22 protein-coding genes are annotated in these 15,084 nt (G+C 42.8%); 12 read left to right on the forward strand and 10 right to left on the reverse strand.

What is annotated here, in order from left to right; all coding sequences use genetic code 11:
• Nucleotides 1-40 precede the first annotated feature (40 nt).
• Nucleotides 41-280, forward strand: coding sequence for a hypothetical protein (locus tag VE944_RS26855; protein ID WP_324984424.1), 240 nt, complete (start codon nt 41-43; stop codon nt 278-280).
• 354 nt (nt 281-634) lie between these two features.
• Here the strand turns inward: VE944_RS26855 and VE944_RS26860 are convergent, their stop codons facing one another.
• The 5 genes from VE944_RS26860 to VE944_RS26880 form a co-directional block, all read right to left on the reverse strand.
• Entirely contained in the window at nt 635-1,120 is a 486-nt protein-coding gene (locus VE944_RS26860; protein ID WP_324984427.1) for a hypothetical protein, read from the reverse strand.
• Nucleotides 1,121-1,255: 135 nt separating this feature from the next.
• Nucleotides 1,256-1,762, reverse strand: coding sequence for a helix-turn-helix domain-containing protein (locus VE944_RS26865; protein WP_324984430.1), 507 nt, complete (start codon nt 1,760-1,762; stop codon nt 1,256-1,258).
• Between the two features lie 178 nt (nt 1,763-1,940).
• Nucleotides 1,941-3,290, reverse strand: a complete 1,350-nt coding sequence (dnaB, locus tag VE944_RS26870; RefSeq protein WP_324984433.1) for a replicative DNA helicase — start codon at nt 3,288-3,290, stop codon at nt 1,941-1,943.
• Between the two features lie 4 nt (nt 3,291-3,294).
• On the reverse strand, nt 3,295-4,599 hold the full coding sequence (locus VE944_RS26875) for a hypothetical protein (RefSeq protein WP_324984436.1): 1,305 nt from the start codon (nt 4,597-4,599) through the stop codon (nt 3,295-3,297).
• Nucleotides 4,596-4,727 carry a hypothetical protein gene (locus VE944_RS26880; protein ID WP_324984440.1) on the reverse strand — a complete coding sequence of 44 codons (132 nt, stop codon included), beginning with the start codon at nt 4,725-4,727 and terminating at the stop codon, nt 4,596-4,598. Before VE944_RS26880 ends, VE944_RS26875 begins: the two co-directional genes overlap by 4 nt.
• A 180-nt stretch (nt 4,728-4,907) precedes the next feature.
• On the opposite strand from VE944_RS26880, the gene VE944_RS26885 reads away from it, so the two are divergent.
• Nucleotides 4,908-5,495, forward strand: a complete 588-nt coding sequence (locus VE944_RS26885) for a hypothetical protein (protein ID WP_324984443.1) — start codon at nt 4,908-4,910, stop codon at nt 5,493-5,495.
• 22 nt (nt 5,496-5,517) lie between these two features.
• Here VE944_RS26885 and VE944_RS26890 read toward each other — a convergent pair whose 3' ends face one another.
• Both VE944_RS26890 and VE944_RS26895 read right to left on the reverse strand, forming a co-directional pair.
• The gene (locus VE944_RS26890; protein WP_324984446.1) at nt 5,518-6,168 is read right to left on the reverse strand and encodes a hypothetical protein; all 651 of its coding nucleotides are present in this window, start codon (nt 6,166-6,168) and stop codon (nt 5,518-5,520) included.
• The gene (locus tag VE944_RS26895; RefSeq protein WP_324984449.1) at nt 6,165-6,518 is read right to left on the reverse strand and encodes a hypothetical protein; all 354 of its coding nucleotides are present in this window, start codon (nt 6,516-6,518) and stop codon (nt 6,165-6,167) included. Before VE944_RS26895 ends, VE944_RS26890 begins: the two co-directional genes overlap by 4 nt.
• Before the next feature lie 255 nt (nt 6,519-6,773).
• Between VE944_RS26895 and VE944_RS26900 the strand changes: the two genes are divergently transcribed.
• From VE944_RS26900 to VE944_RS26940, 9 genes are all read left to right on the forward strand, one after another.
• Nucleotides 6,774-7,889, forward strand: coding sequence for a ParM/StbA family protein (locus VE944_RS26900; RefSeq protein ID WP_324984452.1), 1,116 nt, complete (start codon nt 6,774-6,776; stop codon nt 7,887-7,889).
• A 2-nt stretch (nt 7,890-7,891) separates the two neighbouring features.
• The gene (locus VE944_RS26905) at nt 7,892-8,131 is read left to right on the forward strand and encodes a hypothetical protein (protein WP_324984455.1); all 240 of its coding nucleotides are present in this window, start codon (nt 7,892-7,894) and stop codon (nt 8,129-8,131) included.
• Between the two features lie 93 nt (nt 8,132-8,224).
• A complete protein-coding gene (locus tag VE944_RS26910) occupies nt 8,225-8,386 on the forward strand; it encodes a hypothetical protein (RefSeq protein ID WP_324984459.1) in 162 nt (53 codons plus the stop codon).
• Between the two features lie 31 nt (nt 8,387-8,417).
• Nucleotides 8,418-8,708 carry a hypothetical protein gene (locus VE944_RS26915; protein ID WP_324984462.1) on the forward strand — a complete coding sequence of 97 codons (291 nt, stop codon included), beginning with the start codon at nt 8,418-8,420 and terminating at the stop codon, nt 8,706-8,708.
• Between the two features lie 54 nt (nt 8,709-8,762).
• A complete protein-coding gene (locus VE944_RS26920; RefSeq protein ID WP_324984465.1) occupies nt 8,763-9,257 on the forward strand; it encodes a hypothetical protein in 495 nt (164 codons plus the stop codon).
• Between the two features lie 12 nt (nt 9,258-9,269).
• On the forward strand, nt 9,270-9,992 hold the full coding sequence (locus VE944_RS26925) for a hypothetical protein (protein WP_324984468.1): 723 nt from the start codon (nt 9,270-9,272) through the stop codon (nt 9,990-9,992).
• 76 nt (nt 9,993-10,068) lie between these two features.
• The gene (locus tag VE944_RS26930; RefSeq protein ID WP_324984470.1) at nt 10,069-11,586 is read left to right on the forward strand and encodes a hypothetical protein; all 1,518 of its coding nucleotides are present in this window, start codon (nt 10,069-10,071) and stop codon (nt 11,584-11,586) included.
• Nucleotides 11,587-11,847, forward strand: a complete 261-nt coding sequence (locus VE944_RS26935; protein WP_324984473.1) for a hypothetical protein — start codon at nt 11,587-11,589, stop codon at nt 11,845-11,847.
• 160 nt (nt 11,848-12,007) lie between these two features.
• Complete coding sequence (locus VE944_RS26940) at nt 12,008-12,226, forward strand: hypothetical protein (RefSeq protein ID WP_324984476.1); 219 nt, start codon at nt 12,008-12,010, stop codon at nt 12,224-12,226.
• A gap of 90 nt (nt 12,227-12,316) precedes the next feature.
• Here the strand turns inward: VE944_RS26940 and VE944_RS26945 are convergent, their stop codons facing one another.
• Genes VE944_RS26945 through VE944_RS26955 form a run of 3 tightly spaced genes read right to left on the reverse strand, consistent with a single transcriptional unit; the run spans nt 12,317 to nt 13,519 of the window.
• On the reverse strand, nt 12,317-13,003 hold the full coding sequence (locus VE944_RS26945) for a hypothetical protein (RefSeq protein WP_324984479.1): 687 nt from the start codon (nt 13,001-13,003) through the stop codon (nt 12,317-12,319).
• Nucleotides 12,996-13,232, reverse strand: a complete 237-nt coding sequence (locus VE944_RS26950) for a hypothetical protein (protein WP_324984482.1) — start codon at nt 13,230-13,232, stop codon at nt 12,996-12,998. Before VE944_RS26950 ends, VE944_RS26945 begins: the two co-directional genes overlap by 8 nt.
• Before the next feature lie 20 nt (nt 13,233-13,252).
• On the reverse strand, nt 13,253-13,519 hold the full coding sequence (locus tag VE944_RS26955) for a hypothetical protein (RefSeq protein WP_324984485.1): 267 nt from the start codon (nt 13,517-13,519) through the stop codon (nt 13,253-13,255).
• Between the two features lie 337 nt (nt 13,520-13,856).
• On the opposite strand from VE944_RS26955, the gene VE944_RS26960 reads away from it, so the two are divergent.
• Entirely contained in the window at nt 13,857-14,429 is a 573-nt protein-coding gene (locus VE944_RS26960) for a recombinase family protein (RefSeq protein WP_324984487.1), read from the forward strand.
• Nucleotides 14,430-15,084 lie beyond the last annotated feature (655 nt).

Consider the following 15,084-nt stretch of genomic DNA (forward strand, 5'->3'; position numbering starts at 1 on the left):
TATGTTGTTCCTGCTTTAATAATTCTAGGAGTTTACAAAAATGACTAATATATTGTTGGAAGATTTAGATGTTTCCCTGTGGGAAGAACTAGATGATGTTTCCGCTAGTAAAATATCAGGTGGAGAGGGAATTGGTCAAGAGGCCTCGGGATTTCAGGAGGCGTCTCGTGAACTGGGTTTTAAAAATGGTAACGAATTCATACAACTGTTAGGCGCTAAGAACTTTGGGCAAGCTACTAGAGATGTCGCCCAGCAAACTAATGGCCCGTCTCCGGAGTAGCAACTGGTATAGTGCAGCTAGAATTGGTGCGGATTCCTCGCCGATTCTAAATTGAATCGATTCAATTTAGATAATTGCAGTTTATTAATTCAATAAAAATAAGGGCGGCGGCATTGTCAATGCTGTCGCTTGTTGGTGCGTAGATGTCGGGAAATATAGTTTAAACGACATCGGGGTTAAACTCGCGCACAGTAAGAATTAAGGGCGTATTACATTGGTAAAGTGATATCCCAAAAAAGGGATTGTTTTACTCGTGACTTCCTGGCTTAGGCATCCAGCTAGCAGGATAAGAAGGGCATTGGGTATTGGGAGGAGGAGAGGCAGTAGGACAAAGACGATCGCAAGATAACTTTTTTAAGTATTATTTTTTATAAGGTTTATCAAATCTTGTTCGCCTTCAAAATCAGTGACATACATCATCTTTGGGTTTTCGGTTCTAGACAAGCGATGTAGACTAAACACTAGCCCTTTTTGCCTAACTACATAACCTGTATTTTCTGTAATTACTTGAAATTTTTTAAGAGCTTCTCGATTCTCTGATTCGATTTTTTTGACTTTTGTAGGATAAGAAAGCGAGTAATCGATTTTGCTGGCACTTGTATAAATGCACACCCTGGCTTCAAAAGTGATTTTATCTCCTTCATTGATACTGTTAAATGCTTTGCTCTTATTCATCCAAAGGTGATCTGCTAAAATTTTGCTTTCAGATTCTAGCCTGACATTTAAAAGTAGTACCGTGTCTTTGCTGTGTTTCCAATCGGCTTTGTTGCCAGTCCTACCAATTAGAGCAACAAACCTATATCTTTTATTGCTACCAGTGTTTTTTAAATCTACTCTCATCGCTTTGACTTCTTAGCTTGGCTATTTGCCGATTTTCCACATTTAGCGGTTTATTCTCATCCTGGGGAGAGGGTAAGAGCGATCGCTATTCCATTGGATCGTCAGGCGAATCTTGGCGATTCCTTGCGGTTAGATTTAAAAAAGCTTGCTGATGAAGCGATTCAAATCCCTCCGCTTAACTCGCCAAGCCCTGCCAATCTTTTCCCCGTTGAGTCGCTCCTCTTTAATAGCCGCGACTAAATACTGCCGACTCAGCCCAGAAAATTTTTGTGCTTCTCCTATAGTTAGCAGGGGCTTGACATGCAAGGGAACCGCAGGATTTGCAAGCCCTCTAATAGCTAAAAGCATTGCTTGAGTTCCCTCCGAGAGGATCAAAAGGCTCTCGCCAATCTCCGACATGATTTGACTGTTTGTGACCATTCCTGAGCTATTTGATGGCGAGCCTTGGCGCACCTCCACAGCACTTTCATGAGTTGGCTGGTACAACTCCTGCTTGAAATAATCGAGTTCTGATTGGTTGAAGACCACAGTCTCGCCGCCTTTCACCCTCTGGCGGGTGAAGGCAATTTTCTTTTCAGCCATGCGCCTTTCCAAGCTTCTGACCCCGATACCGAGAAACTGGGCGGCTTCGGTTTTGTTCATGTTCATTTTTTTACCTTCAAGTTGGTGTTCGCCAAGATTCTAACAGCTTGGCGAAAAGTGGCAGAGGTCGTATTTTTCCCGTCGACGGGAAATGACAATAGCGATCGCTTTCCCGTTGCGGATCTAAGATAAATCCAATCCCGATGGAAAGAAAATTTTTCGTCTACGGGAAAAAAGTCTATCTACGTTTCAGATTCTTAAACCTCGTAAAACGTGGCTCAAAAAGTAACTTAACTATGCCAGTAGCTCCACTGCGATTCTTCATAATAATCATTTCAGCAGTGCCGCGATCAGGAGTATCTGCATTGTAGTACTCGTCCCGGTAAAGTCCCAAAACCATGTCAGCGTCTTCTTCTATCCTGCCTGAATCACGTAAATCAGAGAGCATTGGTCGTTTGTTAGTCCTATCTTCTACACCACGGTTTAGTTGAGAAAGCAACATGATGGGGACATTACACTCTCGCGCTAACAGCTTAAGCTCTCTTGTAACTGCGCCTATCATTTGAGGTAATCTGTTGCTGCTGCTGTCAACCATCAACTGTAGGTAGTCGATAACAACTAGCTTTACTTGTCCATATTGTGCTATTGCTTTACGAAGTTTAGAGCGGATTTGAAGTGGAGTTGAGCCAGTTGAATCATCGATCATCAGTGTAGGAACGTCAACAACGTCAGCTGCTTGTGCTAATGATTTCCATTGATCACTTGACATGTTCCCCGTTGTGAAGTGAACCATTTCAATCCCTGATTCCGATGATAGAAACCTTTTATTTATTTCTTCGCCGGACATTTCCAAACTAAAAATCATGGTTGGAGCATTGTAATCCCTAGCAATACTAAATGCTAATTGACTGGACATTCCTGATTTACCCATACCTGGCCTGGCACAAACAATAATCAGTTGTCCTGGTTGAAATCCACCGCCAGTAAGTGCATCAAAATCATAAAATCCAGTAGCAATACCAGGCTCTTGCTCTCCGTGAGATATACGCTCTATCTCATCAAAATTGATGATGGTAATATCCCTATTCATCCGCACCGATTTGTCGGTTTGAGTTTGATGGCGAAGAGAAAATATTTTCTGTTCAGCTAGATCCACGCGTTCAGCTATTGGCAATGATTCGTCGTAGGCTAGTTTCAAGATTTGATTGGCAGCAGCTATTAAATTCCGGGCATTATATTTGTCTATGACGATTTGAGCCAAACCATCAATATTCACTGCCGATACAGTACCGCCAACGAGGCTTGCTAACTTGTTTCTGCCACCAACTCTTTCTAATAAATTATGGTCACTCAGCCAGCTTGTTACAGTGAGCAAATCTATATGCTTATGCTGCAAATTAAGTTGCAAAGCAGCGTGGTAAATATCCCGGTGGGCTTGGATATAAAATGCCTCCGAAACCAAAGTATCTGCTAGCATTTCTGTCGCGTTCGGGTCTAAAAGGATACCACCCAAAATTGCTTCTTCTGCCTCAATATTTTGGGGTGGCAGTTGGTCATTAACACCCGCGAAATCTAAAGTTTGTGTCATTTTATTAAGCTTTAATTTTTTGGATTATTTCTGCCGTTAGACCAGGAATGAGTTCTTGGCGCGATCGAAATTGGCGGCTTGCAAAATCAAGCCAATACTCGTGCCACCAGCAAAGTTTCAAAAATTCCTGCTTGGTATGATTGATAAATTTGTCAAGGATTGCGACGTGTTCCTGCTTATCCATCCGCCTAAATTCGGGAACAGCTTCGAGCGCAGTATCTTGATTAGCTTCCTTTTGCTTTAATTGGTGCTGCCAATCCTCCCACAGCAGATTCGCAGCCTCTGAATTGCGATTCGCCCAGCCCAACGCGGCTGCTCTGCCCTCCATAGGTAGGCATTTCTTTTCCTTGGCAAGTAATTCCCCCTTCATCTTCAGAAACGCGGCTTTCTCGGCATCATTGCCTGGGCAGAGCCATTCCTGCTTTTGCAAAGGTTTTTGTAAATTTTTGTTACGCGGCGCGGCGAAACCTTTACCCTCATGAGTGATTGTGTCCACTACTTGCAAAGTCCCTGTCTCGTCTAACAACGTAGTGCAAGATTCGGGTATGGCATCTTGATTTGTTTCCTTTAACAACGTAGTGGAAGGTTCAAGTATGGGATCTTGATTTGTTTCCTTTAACAACGTAGCGGGAGGTTCAGGTATGGGATCTTGATTTGTTTCCTCTAACAACGTAGCGGGAGGTTCAGGTATGGGATCTTCATGAGTTTCATCGTCATGATGATGAATTTTTTGCTGATCACATTCCGGGTCTTCATCCAAAAGTTTTTTAGGAAATACACACATTTCCTCATGAAAATCTGTGTTTAGCTTTGAATTAATTTGTAAAGAATATGAGGAATTGCAGGATTCAGCCACAGCAAGGGGTTCAGCGTTTTGCTCTGCAACATCTGGCAGAGGCTCTGCAACATCTGGCAGAGGCTCTGCCACATTTGGCGGGGCCATTACTATGTATGGGTTTAGGCTGTTGGCTGAATCGCCGGAATGAACATTAGCCGTTTTATCAACTTCCTTCCCCCACCAAACCACTACCGTGTTATCACCACTGCGCCACGAAATGAAATTCTTAGCCCTGAGCTTTGACAAAGCCCGGTAGAAACTGCGTTCTGCTATTTCCCACTCACGACAAAATTGCTTGATGTTTAAACGCCATTCCCAGCCTGCTGCCCGTTTAGCTTTGATGAGGCTATATAGATAAGCTTCTGTGTTAAAGATTTTCGCCTTATAACTCTGCTTTAACTCGTCTGGAGTAGCCCTGAAGAATTGTTCTTTTTTAGGCTCGGTTTGATTTTGGGGTACAGTTGCGATCATGCTGCACCTCCAGAAACCAATTCCAGGTTATTTGCAAGCTGGGAGTTGCAAGCTGGGAAGAAATCTGCGAGAATTAGGTTATTAGCGATACAAGAGTGATCGCCAAAAGGTTTATCTTTTGTAATCATTAAAGTAGCGAGTTGATAGCTCGCAATGTAATTTGATAACCGCCAGATGGCAGCTTGATACCTGCTCTAGCTGGCGGCTTTCTTTTTAAGGCATCGAAACGCCATTCAAAGTAGGCATCAGATAAAGCACTAGATTTAGTATACGATCGCTTTCGTAGATTTAGAACATTTTAGTAGATTTTGTTTAGTAATAATATTATTATTGAAGTACTTGCCGTTGATGTAGCCAGAAAAATGAGACGAGAACTTCGCTTGGGCAAAATAGAAAAATCAAAATTGTTTACCCAAAAGCAAGCTGCGGATCTGTCTGGATTCACTAGGGCGCAGCTGATCACTTGGGAGGAATCTGAGATAGTCTTGCCTAAAAGGGAGTATGCTATCCTTTACACTTGGAATCAATTGATACTCCTGCGAATTCTGTATTATCTTCGTCAACGCTGGTCGATTCATCAAGTTGTTGAGGGCATTCGGAACTCTAGGAGATCCATTGATGAAATTCTTGAAATGCTTCCTAAGTCTGTCGTTGCGAATTTTGGAAAATTCGGTATTCATCCTGACATAGAAATTCAACTGCACTTGCACGATTTCTCTAATGCAAAAGATGATCTAGAAGAGATAACGGCTAGAAAGATTTTCTCTCGTGAGGATTTTCCTCTTATGGAGCAAAAAGGACGACAAACTCGGATATCCATTCCAAAAATAATTCAGGAAGTGAAAGCATTTGCTGAAGAAAAGGAAGTTAAAAATCTTGACCTAAAGCTAGGTTGAATTAGAGCTTTGGATGCAATATTTAATAAATTTCTTTCATCCCCAGATTCTCGCAGACTTGATAGAAGTTACCATCGCCACCATCAAACAATTTGTACCGAGTAGTGAATTCAAGGTCGTTAATTTTGTTACTGTCATCCGGATCAAAACTACGCCAGGTGTATTCAAAAGCTGCCTCACCTCGTTGTTTTACTTCCCTGCGGAAATGATCTAAATCTTGAGCATCCCAAAATTGAGAGCGTGTCCAGGTGGTCGCTTCTTTCAGAGAATGCCCTGGATTAAGAATATTGCACCCATCCGACATGATGATTTGCAATTCGTCCGAAAGCCTTGTAATCCCAGCACGACGTGGATTATTCATTAGGTCATTGGCTATTACCAATAAACCAGGACTGATGGCAACGTTGGCGAACCACAGCAGTTTACTTGGCTCGTCAATTGTTAAGGGATCTATATTTGGCGCAGCAATGTTTGCTGGTATGCGTATTTCTTTACTGCCATTTTTAATAATTGTTGCCTTTTTGTTCATGGCACTTGCCCAGTTTGCGAAATCATTTTCAAAATTCTGCAAAAGCGATCGCACATTGGTTAAGTGCGATGCGTCAATCAAAATTGCATCATTAGTAAAGCTGGCGTTCGTGGCCAATTCGGCTAGCAACTTTGTATCAATCATCGGCTTGCCTTCTGTTTATGTTCTTTCCTGCATTGCTGCACTAGCATGTAAAGCTCATGTAACTTCTCCGGGTCAATATCTAGTGCTTGACCTAGTAGTACAAAGCTTACGCCATTGCGTTCTCGCTCTCCGAGTAGTAACGCTATAAACTTTTTGAACTGATCGATGTCATCAGCAGAGATGGCTGATTTATTGTTACGTCCAGCTTTATGATCGGCAATCCACTCTGTAAGCGCGATACTGGTAAGGTTGCTCACTGAGCGCTTTTCAGTCTCAGCGACAGCCTGTATTTCATCAAGCAATTCGGCTGAGGATAGATAAATTGTTAGCCTCGGTTTGTGGGTTGACATTCATCCTTCGCGTGAACTTTATATTGCTATTTAACATTGCTTTTAAGTAAAAGGCTAACCTAATTGTGAGAAGTGTTGACACTTTTAATAACTTCTCATACTATATCACCATAGCCAAAAAACGCCCCCACCAAAGGCAATCCAAGCCAAGGAGTGGCGCTCTGTTTGCCTATGTCTGGATCTGTGAATTTGCGCTGATTTGTCTAAAACCCAGTCCAGCCCAGAGAAATCAAAATTTCTAAAGAATTATTAACTATGACTTCGACGACCACCAATCCCAAAAATTGGTTAGCTCAAGCAGACTTGTTAGCCAAATCTGGGCTAACTCACCTCATCGGAGGCAAAGACAGTGGTGCGGGTTTTGGCAAGGGGATCTACGATGATTTTTTCATCATGATGCCGGCCGCCTACTCACTTGTTCGCAACCGAAATATCACCCATCACCAAACTATTTCAAAAGATGGGGCATGGATTCGATATGTAGAAGGTTCGCGCCTGGACTTAAAAGACGTTCAATTTTTCTGGGGAAGTGCAGCGATCGCACAAACAGATCACATCCTGCTGCATGACGACAAAGCCAAGAAAGCAGAACTGGCATTAGAAAGCATCCTTGCTGATTTAGCAGTTTTGAATATTCCTGATGGGGTTAAACTTTCAATTAGTTTGAGCAATCATAATCCCGATCGCTGGGGACAAGAAATTAAACGCAGGGTATCAGGGATTCACACCTTCGAGCATTTACACCCTGTAAGTCGTTCCATTGTCACCAAGACAGTTCAGATTGTTGTTACAGGCATTTATCCCGAAGGATTCGGAAGCATTGCCCATTGTTTATTCGGTGAAGCGTCCTTAATTCTTGACCCATCAGAGATAGCGATCGCACTGGATTTCGGTTCAAGCACTTGGTTGGCGACTATCTTTGACGGCAGTGGTGCGGTGATTGCACGATCCCTGATTGAGGGCGGAGTCGGTGAATTGCATTCGATGATTGCACGATCCCTTGACAAGCGCAATGACAGAGTGAGTCTGCTTTCCAGAGATGTGAAGCACTCACCCAGCTTGGTAAACGAAGGGATCATAAACGGAACTTTTACTTATGGCGGCAATGCCCTTACAGGGAAGAATTTTCAGACAGAGTACAGCGAATGTTTGGATGAGTGGTGGACTACCAGGATTGAGAAATTCGCCAACTTTGTGACAGCAGGTAATTACCTCGATCGAGCGCAACACTTTGTCGCATGGGGTGGCGGGGCTTCTCTACCAATAGTGGATGAGAACCTTGCGGCTTTAGGTTTCACAACCTTAAAAAATCCCCAATTCATTAATGCTTTGGGATTGAAACTATTAACCGAAATCTCACAGGAAGTTTGAGTATGAATTATGAATCTCGGCGCGTAACGATATCCTTTTTAGCAGTTCAGGAATTGTGTGAGTTGTTTAATTTACCTGAAGACATACCCACACAAGCAATCAGTTCTTGCATAGAGAAGTTAGTTTTTCAGCAGCGTAATGTACAAGCACCATCAAAAGTAGAAGCAGTGCAAGCGCAATCCACACAGCCCAATAAATTAGCCCTTGGTGCAATGGCTGGCGGATTTAAAGGGGCAGCATGAAGCGATCGCACGGACTACCAATCACAGCGATCGCTCCACTTGAAATGTATCTCTCGCCGTAAAAAACGAAAAGTACTCAAGGATTTTAACAGCATGGCACTTCGCTACACAAATCCGGAACATTGGGGCAAATCACCCCTAACAGATCGCGCTCTGAGAATAGAGCAAATTAAAGCCGAAAACGAAACGATCCCACAATCTGGGAAGCAGAGCAATGTCCCCGCATCACCCAACCAATCTACCGCAAAAGAATAATCACAATTAAGCACAATTCAGAATTTTGATCATGACTAAACCAATAGGATATTTCTGCTCAAATACGATGCCGGGAGATACAGGTCTGCTTGTCGACATGCAACAGTCGTGGGGCAGCACATTTGAAGCCCTCAACAACGCTCAACGCCTTTGGATGGTTCAGTTGATTGCCTTGAATCTATTCCAGAACGATCCAGATTCACGCTTAGATTCGCCCCGTGATGCTGAATTGGATGAAGTGAAAGAACGGCTAAATGAGTTATCCCGCAGTGATTTATTAGGCTTGCTAGAAGCTCTCGTAAACCAGATTAAAGGCAATTGATTATTCGTATGGGGTAGTTTGTCTGCCCCCCAAACAATACTTGAGGAAAAGTCATTGAACACTAATCGAATTTGGCGCAAGCACGGCAGCAAGATTATTTTTGGATCACTCATTGCTGGGAGTTTAGTACTCAGTTCCAAGGATATTACGTCCAATATGCAATCCCTCTCTCAAGCCCGAACAACCATTGCCTTTAATGGGCAGCAACAAATGCTATTGGAGCAGCAATTAAGCTATGAACAAGCAGCCTCAAAAATAGCAGAAGCACGATATAAATCTGGCTGTACGATCGTAGTCGCCAAAAAAGCAGCACGCAGTTTAGCGACCTTGGTGAAAGGAGAAACTGTACTGGATCGCACCACAAAAAAGTCACTTCCGATTAATACAGTAGTTTGTGATGGCAATGGCAACACGGGGGTTTTGATTGCTGATAGAGAAGGTGTTCCGGTAGTCGGCAAGATGGCATTTACGGGAAATCGGGAGCTAGCTATTAATCAGGTCAAAAAGATTCGCGGCGCAAAGGTTTTTTATTACACACCTGAAAAATAAGGAATAATTCACATGGCTTTAGGTTCTAAAAGTTCAAACCCAAATGCTTCTGGATGGCAGTCTGGTAACGGTCACAATAAGGGTAAAAAAATCCCCCAGCAGTGGCTAAGAATTCTTTATTGGGGGCTGGTGCTGACCGGGATTTACTTCGCGTACCTCAATATCCAGCCGTATGAGATGGCAGTGCGCTTTTTGAGTGGGAAGGCAATAAACCAAGCATTCTTCTATTTAGTTTCGGTGATTCCGATCGTTAATGGAATTGCTAACTTTTTAGGGCAAGGGATCACTTGGATACTGGGTACTTTGCTTTGGGGAGTGATCCAGATTATAGAAGTTTTACCATTGATTCTTTACAACCATGAAGGGTTCATGCAGCAGGTAATTAGTAATGTGGACAGCCGTAGTAAGTATCAAGTGAAGGACGGCGACGATCCCACCTTGGCAATGCTTAAACGCACTTATAATGCTTTACCCATTTCGGTTGTAAGCAATTTAGAGCGTCTTAAAATTGTAACTTACACCATCGATTTTCTGATCTGCATTACAGTTTACAGCCCTGTAGCTTCAGGAAAGTTCTCGGATTTCTTTTGGTATTTAGCGACCGGACAGTGGGGTAAGTTTGACTACGGTAATCTGAGCTTGGCCCTCCTCACATTATTCGCGATCGAAGTTATTCTGAGCCTGATTATTTGGGTGGGCAAGCTTTCCTACGCAATTAAAGAAATCAGAAATTAGTAAACAGATAACGCAGTACCGAATTACCCGGACTGCGTTTACCTTTTCCAAATAAATACTTTTATTCAATACTTCTATGACACGATTTAATCCTGATAAAAACAATAAAACCCCCAAAGAGTGGAGCGAGGTTGCGTTGCGGGCCACTCAAGAACACAACTTACAGTGGAATGTTATTGGCGGCATTGTCCTGGGTGCATTAGCTGCCAGTACTGCTAGCCCGATAACGGGAGGATTAGTAACTGCTTACTTTCTTTGGGATAGCTGGAAAAAGGCTGGACAGATTCAAAGAAATCAATCTGCGATCGCTGAGTTGGGTTGCGTGGCTCAAGTACTAGATGGTGATAATTTTGCAGATTATACCCGTCAAGTGGGTAAAGAAGTCGTCATTAATGAATTGAACTTTGCTCAAGAAAGGGGGCTAGCTTTGAGTGATGCGGCAGCCGACTTTTACGAGGATAATCACCCAAGTACAACTTCTAACTCCACACCTTTGTTAACGGCTGCTAAAAGAGTTCTAGAAAAACCTTTGGTACAGACTCAGGTTGATAATTATAACCCCGCAGCCTCCACCCAGATTGATATTGTCGCTGAGGTTAGTGCTAGCATAGCGAATATTTTTCTGGTTGGGCTAGGTAAGTCTGGTAAGGGAATGCTTTTAGCTAACCTAATTCGTCAAGTAAAGCGCCACGATCCCAGTAAGAAAATCTTTTTGATCAACGGTAAAGACGATTGGAAAGAATACGGGTACTTTGATGCGATCGTTGATGTAGAAAAAAGGCTGCACTGTGAAACCGCAAAACCCCAAACAGTAGCTGCGTGGTTTGAGTCAGCGATCGCGGAATATGACCAGTATGCTAGCGAAAATGATGGGGCGCTCCTGATCATTGACGAAGGAACTATCATCGGCGCAAGACTAAAAGCAGCCAAGTGTACTTTGCTAAATGACAAACTTATTGGCATCGCATCCTGTGGCAGTAGTGCCGGGAAGAACATTTGGTTTGTGGCCCAAACACCGTTTGTTGGTGCGAACGGCAGCGACCTTTCAGGGATTAGTCAGTTAATACCGATCGCGTTGGTGGATGGTAGTAATTTAGCTGTCCTTGACACCTGGCAAACTGCGCGACTTTTTAAAAAGTTTGACAGGGATAAAATAGCAGAACTAATCAAGAACTCAGAGTGTGATCGCACAATTTATTACGGCAAGACGACTCAATGGTATTCAATGCCTGTGCTTGAAAACCACTCCGCTTATAACCGTGACCAACGCAAATTCTTGCCAGGTTTTGAACCCAAAGACGATAATATATGCAGCGACCAGGGAGCTATTAATCGATTAAACGAAGCCTTAGATATTAGCCAGCAGCCAACGATTATTCAAAATGATTTGGAATTATCAGACCTGGCTAAACGCTTATTGTCTTTTTTCGATAATGCCAAAAATAAGGAACCGAAAACCCTGGCGGATATCAAAAAGAAAGACGAACTGAGAGAGCAAGGTGACATTAAATTAATTATTGCTTTGAACGAACTAGTTAACGCGGGACGGCTCGTTTTTGACGGAGAAGATAGCTGGACTAAATCTGATTGGTAAATGTCACGCCACAGCAAAAAGTACCCTAAAAATGGGGTGTGGCAGCGTGGCAGCGTGGTGTGGCAGCGTGGCGAGAATCTGTGGGAGTCTTTACCAGTAAGCGCCACAGCCGCGCCACACCATAAATGCACTGTTTTACCTGTGGCAGAGGTGTGGCGTTTTTTTATAGAGGTATTAATGTCTTTTTATTTGTTAGGAGGAGAGGTAAATGAAAAAAATATTATTCACCCAGAACACTCAACAATCACAAAATTTCTTTGACCTATGTGTAGGTATTTTTGTTTTCATTATTGTGCTTCTCACTCTCTCGCTTGGCAGTACAAAACCTATACCCAGTGACAAGAATACTCCACCCAGAACTAATTTAAAACCTTCTAAGGTTATTCCTTACCTGAAGGCAGAGATTGCCAAATAACGAGCCATGAGCAAAGAACAACGCACTAACTCTGCTACAGGTGAAAAAAGATTTACTCCGCTCAAAATCACCAGCCAGGAGTGTCTAAATTTAATAATTAAGCTGCGAATGGATTTCAGCCAGTCCCAAATAATAGAGCAAGTTTGGGGAGTAAGGAAAGACGGTTCGGAGGCTTGGATTAAAGCTTATGCGGAGTACAAGGATGTGATCGAAACCCTAGAGTAAACCAAAAAACATTTTCCAAAAACTGGAAATAATTCGCTACCATCTGGGCAATCTTGGATGGTTTTCTGTTTCAATCAAAGGTCAATACAATCATTCAGGCTTGGGCGCATTTACATCAGGGTATAGAGTGAGATATTGTGACCACTGCTTTTGGTAAAACTTTATCCCAGCCTCAGTGATAATTAATTTAGTTAGATGCTTTCCATCTTTCCAGTAGCCGACTTTCCTTACCAATCCACCTCCTTTATAATCTCGCAGTCTCAACCAAGTCCACTGCCAACTAAACCCGGCATAATCACCAAATGTTAACCCACTATCTAGCCCGGATTCACCTGCTTGATAAGCTGTACAAAGTGCCTCCCATTGCCTGGGTCTAAGTTGTCCTTTGGGTGTTTTCTTAGGTGCTGATTTACCCAATCCAGCCCGAACTACAGCCCGTCCAGTTGTGGTTAGTTTGACCGACAGTAATTCAGATTTACCGCGCACTTGGTAGTAATTACATTCGCATAGTTGGCGGCGCTCAAGTGCCTGGAGAGTCGAACCCAATCCCTCATCAATTACCTCGGATTCTCGAAGTAGCTTGTGTAAGAAAGTTTCGCGCCCATTGAGGTCGGGATATCTTAGACTCCGCCATACAGCAGCAGGTCTTTTCTGCCACCCAAGTCGCCACCTCGCCCCCTCTTCGTCTTCTGCTTTTTGGTCGGCATGGTAAATAGCACTAAGAGTTAGCTGTTGGCGTAAATTGAGATCCTGCCATAAATTCAGGTGCTTACTCATTCTTTTGTGGTGGGTTTGCGCCTGCCTGTATTTCAGCGATAAATCGATCCAACGCTTTGGTTACACTTCTGTACTGCGGAGAACTTGTGGCAACTTTTCCCCTTAACGATCGCAGAATACCATCCCGGATTGTCTGATAATCTAGTCTAGTTTCCGGTCTATTCTCCGGTCTATCTCCTTCGATAGCTTGTCTAGCTTGTTCGATTAATTCTTCTGGCGGTTGCTGCATATTTTCTTGCCTAAATTGTTCTAGCAGCCGCCGTTCAACTCCCCCAGGCGTTCGCCTAGTTTATCGTCTATTAATTTGTCTATCTCTAGCAGAATTGAGTCTAGAGAGGGTATGGGCATGGGCGGAGGATCTGCCTTCCCCAATGCGGATTTAATTGCGTCAATCAGAAATTCGCTGGCAGTAATATTGCGATCGCTGGCAGCTTTTTTAATTTCGTCTAGCAGAGAGGGATCTTTGTCTAGGCGAATATTTATCTGAGGACGATTATTAACGGGTTTTTTGGGCATAAAAAAAGATAAGAAAGGACAAGAGATTTCCCGTCGACGGGAAAAGCCAGTGAGGAGCGTGAGAAATAAGCAAATAAAAAAGATGGTCTATCCAATTGGTCTAACCATCACACTACAATTTTTTGTGATCCTCAAAAAACGAATTTAGCGATCGCTTGACTTTTCTGATCGCCTGCCGGGAATAAAAATTCTTTTTTACCATCCAGGGACTTTTTACAATGCCTCAGAAAGTGTACAACCTGAGACATTCTTTAATTGTGTCTCTTTTCATGTCTCAAAATACCATTCTCTTAAGGTCTAAGAGATAATAAGACATAAATACACCAAAGGGCGTTTTATGGCGATTATTGGGTATGCGAGGGTTAGTTCCTCTGGGCAGAGTCTAGATGTTCAGCTAGACAAGCTCAAACACTGCCACAAGGTTTATAAGGAAATACAAAGCGGCACTAACCAGCAACGTTCCCAGCTTGCAGCTTGTTTAGAGTATGTCAGAAATGGCGATACGTTGATCGTGTCACGGTTAGACAGATTAGCCCGTTCCACCCTCCACCTTTGTACGATCGCCGATGAACTTCAGCGCAAAAATGTAGCCTTACAAGTCCTTGACCAGAATATCGACACATCCTCTGCAACTGGCCGCCTACTATTTAACATGCTGGCAGCGATCGCCGAATTTGAAACGGAAATCCGTTTTGAGCGGCAGATGGATGGCATTAATAAAGCAAAAGAGTTGGGTGTTCAGTTCGGGCGCAGTAAACGTTTGTCGCCGGAGCAGATCCTTCAACTTCGCTTTCAACGGGAGCAGGGTGTACTTATTAAGGTTTTAATGAAAGAATTTAATCTTTCCAAGGCAAGCATCTATCGTTATCTTGATGATTCTATTCCTGTTCAGAAAACTTATAATCCCTGACCACCCAAATCACAAACACCGCTTATGGAATCGCTCTCGATTGAGTTACGATCCTTGGCGGAACTAGATTTAAGGTAAGCTGAAAAATGTGAAAGTAAAAAACGGTTTAAGTCCGAACATCCAGATATCAGTGCTAGCAGGACAAGAAATGGAGTAGATGTCAAACGTAAGGATTTCAGCATTGTAGTTTGGATATTGCAAAGATATGCTTAATACGAACCTCAAAACTACTTACAACTTACTAAAATTACCAAAGACAATTGAAAATTAAGTGATTTCGATTCAAAGCGGGTGTTTTAATACTAAATTTAGATATAAATTAACTATAAACTGAGCTTTGATTAAGAAAAGGTTATAAATTTTAGGTTGTTATTTGCCTTGCACAGCAGTCCTATAAGCAGCAGATTACAATTTGTAAAGACATTGTTATTAAAGACGATAAATAAAGCAATACTGCGAAAGCAAGGAGTGCAGCAACTTCGGTATGATGCGCGATTGATACCGACTTGTGAGATATGTTGTTCCTGCTTTAATAATTCTAGGAGTTTACAAAAATGACTAATATATTGTTGGAAGATTTAGATGTTTCCCTGTGGGAAGAACTAGATGATGTTTCCGCTAGTAAAATATCAGGTGGAGAGGGAATTGGTCAAGA

The sequence above is a fragment of the Nostoc sp. genome (assembly GCF_035638895.1).
In the GTDB taxonomy this organism is placed as follows: Bacteria; Cyanobacteriota; Cyanobacteriia; order Cyanobacteriales; family Nostocaceae; genus Nostoc.